Annotated in this window: 5 protein-coding genes; 2 read left to right on the top strand and 3 right to left on the bottom strand. The window is 61.3% G+C overall.

Annotation, left to right across the window (positions count from 1 at the left end):
* Positions 1-1,625, bottom strand: a 1,625-nt coding sequence (locus ACYVDE_RS10255) for a T9SS C-terminal target domain-containing protein (RefSeq protein WP_460501419.1), incomplete at its 3' end; no start/stop codon positions are given.
* 160 nt (positions 1,626-1,785) lie between these two features.
* Positions 1,786-4,662 carry a TonB-dependent receptor gene (locus ACYVDE_RS10250; RefSeq protein WP_460501418.1) on the bottom strand — a complete coding sequence of 959 codons (2,877 nt, stop codon included), beginning with the start codon at positions 4,660-4,662 and terminating at the stop codon, positions 1,786-1,788.
* 241 nt (positions 4,663-4,903) lie between these two features.
* On the opposite strand from ACYVDE_RS10250, the gene ACYVDE_RS10245 reads away from it, so the two are divergent.
* A complete protein-coding gene (locus ACYVDE_RS10245; RefSeq protein ID WP_460501417.1) occupies positions 4,904-5,803 on the top strand; it encodes a YicC/YloC family endoribonuclease in 900 nt (299 codons plus the stop codon).
* Between the two features lie 337 nt (positions 5,804-6,140).
* Positions 6,141-6,677 (top strand): hypothetical protein, encoded by a 537-nt coding sequence (locus ACYVDE_RS10240; RefSeq protein ID WP_460501416.1) that lies wholly within the window; start codon positions 6,141-6,143, stop codon positions 6,675-6,677.
* A 161-nt stretch (positions 6,678-6,838) separates the two neighbouring features.
* On the opposite strand, the gene ACYVDE_RS10235 is transcribed toward ACYVDE_RS10240, so the two are convergent.
* A partial coding sequence (locus ACYVDE_RS10235) for a M28 family metallopeptidase (RefSeq protein WP_460501415.1) occupies positions 6,839-7,752 on the bottom strand: 914 nt, incomplete at its 5' end.

Raw genomic sequence — 7,752 nt, 5'->3', positions numbered from 1 at the left:
TGCGGACCGGCGCCGAGCTTGCCAGCGGTGAGCACCACGGCCACTTCGCGGCCCATCATGTCGAGCACGCGCACGGTGGCGGTGGTGGCAGTTTTCACGTCGAAGCCCAGGGTGGCGGCGCCCTGCGCGGGGTTGGGCGATACCGTTAGGGCCTGCAGCGGGGCGTTCACCACTTCGCGGTTGGCGAGGGTCTGGCCGGCTACGTTGTAGCAGGTAATCTGGGGGTTGAAGTTGGTCCAGCCGGTAGCCCAGTTGGTGCTGCCGAAGGCGCCGCGGTAGGTCACTACGTCGAAGGTGCCGTTCACGCCCTGGCCGGCGCTGGTGAGCTTGGCGCTGGTGAAGGCCGCGCCGGTGTTCAGCAGCGAGCCGGCGGGCAGGTTGAAGGCGGGGGCGCAGCTTTTGTTGGCAGCCGAGCACACGCCTTCAAACAGGAAGTTGTCGGCGTTCAGGCCCAGGCCGGCCACCGTGCGGGTGGTGTCGTTGGCGTTGCTGCTCACGAAGGCGTTGATGCTGAAGCCCGCCGTATTGCCGCTGTTGGTGGTGATGCGGCCGGCGCGGCCGGGGTTGGCGTGGCCCGCCAGCACGTTGTTCTGAAACTGCAGGGTGTTGCCGGCGGCATTGGCCGTGGTCAGGTTGGTCGAGTTGCTGTTCAGCACCAAGCCATAGGGGCGGTTGGCAAACACCGTGTTGAAAATGCTCTCGGCCGAGTTGCGGCGGATGAGGGCCCCGGCAGCGCTGGTAAACGGCGTGGCGTAGGTGGTTTGGGTGGGCATGAGCACGGTCATGTTCGAGAACACGGCCGAAGTCTGGGGCGTGTTGGCGGTGCCGGTGGCGTCGTTGTCGCTCTCGAAACCGTTCGAGACGCCGCCCGAGGCGAAGTCGCCGCGCTGGGGGTTGCGAATGGCCAGGCCGTACTGCACGCGGCCCGAGAAGCCGTTGTCGGTGTCGAAATCGTCGTCGGTACCGGCCAGGGCAATGAGGTATTTGGCATTCACGGTACCGCCAAACCACTCGAACGAGTCGTCGCCCGAGCCCGTCACCTGAATGTGGTCGATGGTGGTGCCGGCGCCCACGCCACCCAGCGTCAGGCCGTTGATTTCGTTGTCGGGCAGGAAGGCCACGCCGGGGTACTCGATGCGCACGTACTGCATCACGCCCGAGTTGTCGAGCGGGTCGGTGCCGCCGAAGGTGCCTACTACGCCGCCCTCGATGGTGGGCGTGCCGGGTAGGTTCTGCGGGGCACGGCCCAGCAGAATGATGCCGCCCCAGTCGCCCGGCGCGCGCGAGCTGGCCGGCTGGTTCGAGGTAAACACGATGGGCTGCGAGGCCGTGCCCGCCGCGTTGATTTTGGCACCCTGACGGATGATGAGCGTGCCCTTGTTGCCCAGGTCGCCCTTGATGATGGTGCCCGGCTCGATGGTCAGCGTGGCGCCATTATCAACGTACACGAAGCCGTTCAGCAGGTAGATGTTGTTGCGCGTCCAGGTGGTGTTGGTGGTGATGGTCTGGGCGGCTACCGTCACCACGTTCGAGGCCGTGGTGGGGCAGGCCGTCTGGGCCTGGGCGGCCAGGGGCAGCGCGAGCGAGGCGAAGGCCAGCAGGGCCGGGAGTACAAGTTTTTTCATGGCGAAAGAGCGGAATTGAAACGGGTTTGGAAGCAGTCTGGAAGCGCTTTGGCAACGCTGGTGCAAAGGTCCCGGCCACATTGCGGCGACACCACAAAATCACGTTACTATTTCAGCAACAATGCGTTACCAATATGTTATTCAACCCAAGGAAGCCCGTCTAGAAGCGGTAGGTCACGCCCAGCGTCGAGTACACGCCGCGGCGGTAGCTGGCGAAGGCCTTGCCGTCTTCGGTGCCGTTGATGCGGCCGTTGCGGTCGAAGTCGTAGTACTGGCGCACCTGCTGGTTGAGCAGGTTCTGCACCCCGGCGCGCACCTCCACGTGGCTGCCGATGCCCTTGGTCACGGCCAGGTCGACGACGTGGCGGGGCAGCTCGATGATGGACGGGTTCTGGAACAGGTCGCCGGCGAAGGTGATGCGCGGCCCAATCACGTTGTACTGTGCCGACACCTGCCACTTGGCGTCGGTGTCCTGGTAAAACAGGCCCAGGTTCACCACGTAGGGCGACTGCCCCTGCAGCGGGCGGGGCGGCAGGGCAAACTTCTGGTTCTTGGGGTCGTTCTGGTCTAGCTCGACCCGGCTGTAGATGAGTGAGCCGTTAAAAATCAGCGAGAAGCGTTGCAGGAAAGCGCTTTCCGACAACCCGGCCAGCGACTTGCGCACTTCCACCTCGGTACCCACATCGTAGGCCTGCCTGGCGTTCTGGTAGCCCAGGTACAGCCCGCCGCTCGACACCGAAGTAGTAGTTTGCTCGATGGCGTTGGTGAAGTACTTGTAGAATACGCCCACCGAAATCAGCTCCGAGCGGGTGGGGTAGAATTCGTAGCGCAGGTCGGCGTTGTAGATTTTGGCCGTCACCAGGTCCTTGTTGCCGGTCACGAACAGGTTGTTGTTCACGTCGTAGTATGTGTACTCGGCCACTTCCCGGAACTCGGGGCGGTTCAGCGACACGCTGCCGCCGGCGCGTAGCAGGCTGCGGTCGTTGAAGTTGTAGGTGGCATTGAACGAAGGCAGCACGAAGGTGCGCTCCTCCAGGTAGGGCGTCACCTCGGGGTCGCCCGATTCGAGGCGCTTGCGGTTGTATTCTATGCGCACTCCGCCCGAAATGTTAAACTGGTCGGAGAAGGGAATCACCGTGCCCACGTAGCCGGCTACCAGGCGGTTGGTGCCGGTGTAGCGGTCCTGCGGATTGGTGGCTTCGCGCAGCGTGAGGCCGGTCACGGGGTCGAGGTTGGCAGGGCTGAAGATGGTGCTCAGCGGCTGCTGCCGGATGCTGTTGTCGAAGCGCGGCCCGGCCGGCACGTAGTTGAAGAAGCGGCTGCTGTAGTCGCGGCTCTTTTCTTCGGCATAAAAGCCCACGCGCAGCTTCACCTGGTTGGCGCTCAGCGTATCGCGCCGGTTGTTGAAGCGCTGCTCCACCTGGCCGCTGGCCATGTAAGTGTTTTCCTTCAGCGTCGAGAAAAACCGCGAGTCGGCGTTCACCACGCCCGAGTTCAGCACCACTTCGTAGGGCGCCGGGTTGGCATCGGCCGCCTGGCCGCGCAGCAGCGGTCGGGTCTGCTGGTTCAGGCGGTAGTCGGGCTCGTCGCGGTTCACGTAGTTGTAGCCGGCGGCCCAGGTGAGGGCCGTGTGGCGGGCGGGGCCTACCTCGTGCGAGCCGCCCAGCTGGCCCGAATAGATGCTGCGGCTCTGGTAGTGCAGCACGTAGTCGTTGCGCTCCAGCTCGTTATCGATGTCCTGCAGGCGGCGGTTCACCACCTCGTCGGTGCCGTACTGGTTGAAGAAGTTGCGAAACTCCAGGCGGTGGTGGTCGTTCAGACGCACTTGGTAGTTGTGAATGACGCCCAGCCGCACGGCCGAGAGGCTGCGCGTGTCCACGTAGTTCTGCACCAGCGAGGGCTCGGCGCGCTGCCCGGGCGCTTTGGTGCTTTCCAGCTTGTAGTCGTAGGTGTAGCGCTGGCGCTTCGAGTCGTACTGCTCCTGGGTGTTGGAGTAGGAAATCGAGGTCACATTACTCACATACACGCGGCCAATCTCAAACTTGCGGTTCAAACCCAGCGACAGGCGCAGGTCGGGCCGCGACATCACCACGCGCGGCAGAAACTCGTTGCGGTAGTCGCCGCTCTGGCGCAGGCTGGTCAGGTTCGCGCCGGTCAGCGACTCGTTGCGGCTCAGGCCAGCCAGCTGGCCAGGCAGGGCGCGCTGGCCGTTATCGAACCCCAGAAAATCCGTCGAACTGTGGTCCGACTGCAGAAAGCCGCCCTGGAATGTATTCGTCGAACGGTTCCAGCCCGACACCGTGAGGCTGGTGCTGTTTTCCAGCACCGAGTTCTTGGTGTACACCTTCACCACGCCGCCGCCAAACTCGCCCGGCAGCTCCGGTGCGCCGCTCTTGAAAATCAGCACCCGGTCAATCACCGAGCTGGGAAGAATATCGAACGAGAACGAGCGGGTATCCACTTCGGCCGAGGGCGTGAGGGCGTCGTTCAGCAGCACCGTGTTGTACCGCTCGGCCAGCCCGCGAATCACAATGAAGTTGTTGTTCTGCACCGTCACGCCCGGAATGCGCTTCACCACTTCGGCCGCGTCGCGGTCCAGGGTTTTCACAATCTGGTCGTTGCTCATGCCGCTCACCACCACCTCGCTCTTTTTCAGGTCTTGAATCAGGGCTACCTCGGTACCGGTCTGCTTCACGCCGGTCACGGTTACTTCGGTCAGGCTGGTGGCGCTTTCCTCCATCACGCCGTTCAGCGTGGTGGTTTCGCCGCTTTTGATAACGATGCCCGCGAAGGCGAGCGGCTTGTAGCCCACGTAAGTCATCGTGATGCTGTATGTACCCGGAGCCAGCGGCAGGGTGTAAGTACCGTCCACGTTCACGGGCGCGGCCGTGGTGCTGCCCGTCACGAGCACCGTGGCCCCGATGACACCCTCACTGGTCTTCTTATCCAGCACTTTGCCCACCAGCGTACCCGGCTGGGCGGCGGCCAACGTACTCAGCCACAACAGTAAAAACCCCAATAAATAGCAACGCTTCATAGCATGTCGATTTGATGAAGCAAAGCTACCGGCGGCCCATTATGGCAAGTTGGTGAGCGAGTTACGCTATTGTTACTCGCCGTTTCTTCACACCGGAACGTGTACCCCGAAGCTTCGCTTCGGCTCGTGGAGCGCCCCCAGGCGGACCGAAGCCAGCGCTTCAGGACACACGTTCCATCATTCCTACCGTTGCCCGGCATCTGCCGTTCTTTGCACCCGCACAGAACACACCTCCCCCGCTATGCTTATTTCCATGACCGGCTTCGGCCAAGCCCACCGCGAAACCGATACCTATGCCGCCACCGTCGAGCTGCGCTCCGTCAATTCCAAAACCATGGACCTGACCCTGCGCCTGCCGCGCTTCCTGATGCCGCACGAACTCGAAATCCGCAACACCGTCACCAAAGCCCTGTTGCGCGGCAAAGTCAACCTCAACCTCGATTTCGTGCGGCCCGCCGCCGCCCGCGCCGCCACCACGCTCAATAAGGAAGCCCTAGTGGCCGCCTTCCACGAACTGCAAGCCGTGGCCAACAGCCTCGGAATCAAGCCCGGCGAAGAAACCCTACTGGCGGCCCTGCGCCTGCCCGGCGTCATCCCCAGCGCCACCGAGCTGCGCGAGGCCGAGCCCGCCGCCGAAGAAATTGCCTGGGCCGAGCTGCAGCCGTTGCTGCTGGAGGCGCTGGCCGCCATGCAGCAGTTCCGCCACGACGAAGGCCGCACCCTCACCACCGAGATTCTGGGCTACGTGGGCAGCAGCCGCCAGCTGCTGGCCGCCGTGGAGGAGCACGACCCCGCCCGCATCGAGCACGTGCGCCAGCGCCTGGCTGGGCACCTGGCCGAGCTTACCAGCCACGAGCACTTCAACGCTACCCGCTTTGAACAGGAGGTGTTATACTATATCGAGAAACTCGACATTGCCGAAGAAAAGGTGCGCTTAGCGGCCCACTTAGCCTATTTCGAACAGGCCGTGCAGCAGCCCGATGAGGCCGTAGGCAAGAAGCTGGGCTTTCTGGCCCAGGAAATCGGGCGCGAAATCAACACCATTGGCTCCAAAGCCAACGATGCGACCGTGCAGCATCTGGTAGTTGGTATGAAAGAAGAGCTTGAAAAAATCAAGGAGCAGCTTAATAACATCCTGTAGCCGACGGCGTCAAACGTTAACTTTTGGTTTCGTTCGCCGTGAATTTTTAGGCGTTCATCGAAAAGCAATTTTATAAAATTGAATTAAACCAATAAAAGCAGTTACAAAACAAGCTTCCCCCCAGGTATAATCTGGCCAAAACCAACTTTCGACACGCTTTAGCGCTATTAGCCAAATAGCCGATTATTAAGCCATTATTAGGCAGCAAACGTATGCTCTTTTGGCCAGGGAAAAATAATTCGCAATATTTGTAACCGGAAAGTTGGATTATTGAATATTGTATCTAACTTGGCTATCCGAAAACAGCTTACTACCCCAACCCCTTATCCTTAATCGTATGAAATCTACACTACTACTTTGCATTCTGGGCATAATTTTAACGGCTGCCAAGCCGCTGTCCGAAATTGAGCTGGTGAAGAAGCGCGTACTCAGCGAGCGGGTGGAAATCCTGATTCCCAAGGGTTTCGAAGTAATGACGGAGCAACAGATGGACTTCGCCTACGCCAAGGCGCAGAGCCGGCCCAGCGTGATTTTCACCAATAACAACCTCATCAGCCTGGCCTTCAACTACAGCGACAACGACGCCGACCAGGACATGGTAGACGTGTACGCCGCGTCGTTCGGCAAGACTTACCACAAGCAATACAAAGACGCTACCTGGTTTGGCGATGGTGTGAAAAACATCAACAACCGCAAGGTGGGCTACCTCGAATTCATGAAGCCCGAAATGGGCCACGAAGTGTATACGCTGGTGTTCTTCACCGACGTGGAAGGCAAGCTGATGATTTGCACCTTCAACTGCGCCGACCGCCAGAAGCCCGAGTGGGAGCCCATTGCCAAGCAAATCATGCTCTCGCTGAAAGCCAAAGGCTAAGCAACCGCAACTACTGATACCGTAAAGCGGCAGTCGAACCTGGTTCGGCTGCCGCTTTTTTTGTGTCGTCTAATGAATACTCCGAAATTCTATTTCGGCCCGATAGAACGGCTTCATTACAAACCGTTATGGCGGGCCGAAATGAAATTTTGGGGTACTCGCTATTTCTGCGCCGGGGCCGCGCCCAGCTCATTCAGGAAGTCGCGCACTAGGCCGTAAGCACCGTTGAAACCGACCAGCGACAAGGCTTTGGGCTGGTCGTTCACATCGTGGTAGGCGGTGCTGCCGCCGCGGGTATAGAGAAAAAATGCGGGCACACCGGCTTCGGAAAAAGGAAAATGGTCGGAGTTGGCGGCCTTGCCGCGCGCAGCCAGCGCGGGCAGGTAGTGGTGCGCGTCGTTGAGGGCGGTGAGGCGCTGATAAGCAGGCTCGAATACGCGACCGTTGACGACGGTGGCGCCTTTCTCGCCAGTGCCGAGCAGGTCCAAATTCATCAGAAACCTGATGCGCCGGAGCGGCACGAGCGGGTGTTTCACGAAGTATTCGGAGCCGACCAGGCCGGCTTCTTCGGCCCCGAAGAGCAGGAAGACCACCGAGTAGGCGGGGCGGTTTTCGGGCTTGGCGTAGTGGGCAGCCAGCTCCAGCAGCAGGGCCACGCCGCTGGCATTGTCGTTGGCACCGGGGAAGTACACGTGCGGGCCCATCATGCCGAGGTGGTCGTAATGGGCCGACACCACAAGGAACGAGTCGGGCCGGGCGGTGCCGCGCACCACGGCGGCCAAGTTCTGGGTGGGGTAGTTGCGCTGCAGTTGGGCGCCCACGCGCACGGTGGCCCACACGGTGCGGCCTTTGGGGGCATTGGTAGCCGTGTCGCCGAAAATGGCCTTATCGAGCCACAGTGGCACCTTGCTGGCCAGCACCTCCACGCGGGGCTGGGGCGCCTGCTCGGCGGCGATAGAAGCCGTTAATTTGGGCACTACGGTAATCCAGGCGGCGGCGGTATTCAGGCGCTCGCGCAGGGCCGGGAACTGGGCGAGGCGGGCCGCATCGGCGGTGCGGAGCAGCAGCACACGCT

This window comes from Hymenobacter agri (assembly GCF_054778495.1).
This window is presented reverse-complemented; position numbering and strand designations above follow the sequence as displayed.

Bases quoted from the DNA above. Each gene is read 5' to 3' on its own strand.
- ACYVDE_RS10250 (WP_460501418.1), bottom strand. From the start codon at position 4,662: ATGAAGCGTTGCTATTTATTGGGGTTTTTACTGTTGTGGCTGAGTACG.
- ACYVDE_RS10245 (WP_460501417.1), top strand. From the start codon at position 4,904: ATGCTTATTTCCATGACCGGCTTCGGCCAAGCCCACCGCGAAACCGAT.
- ACYVDE_RS10240 (WP_460501416.1), top strand. From the start codon at position 6,141: ATGAAATCTACACTACTACTTTGCATTCTGGGCATAATTTTAACGGCT.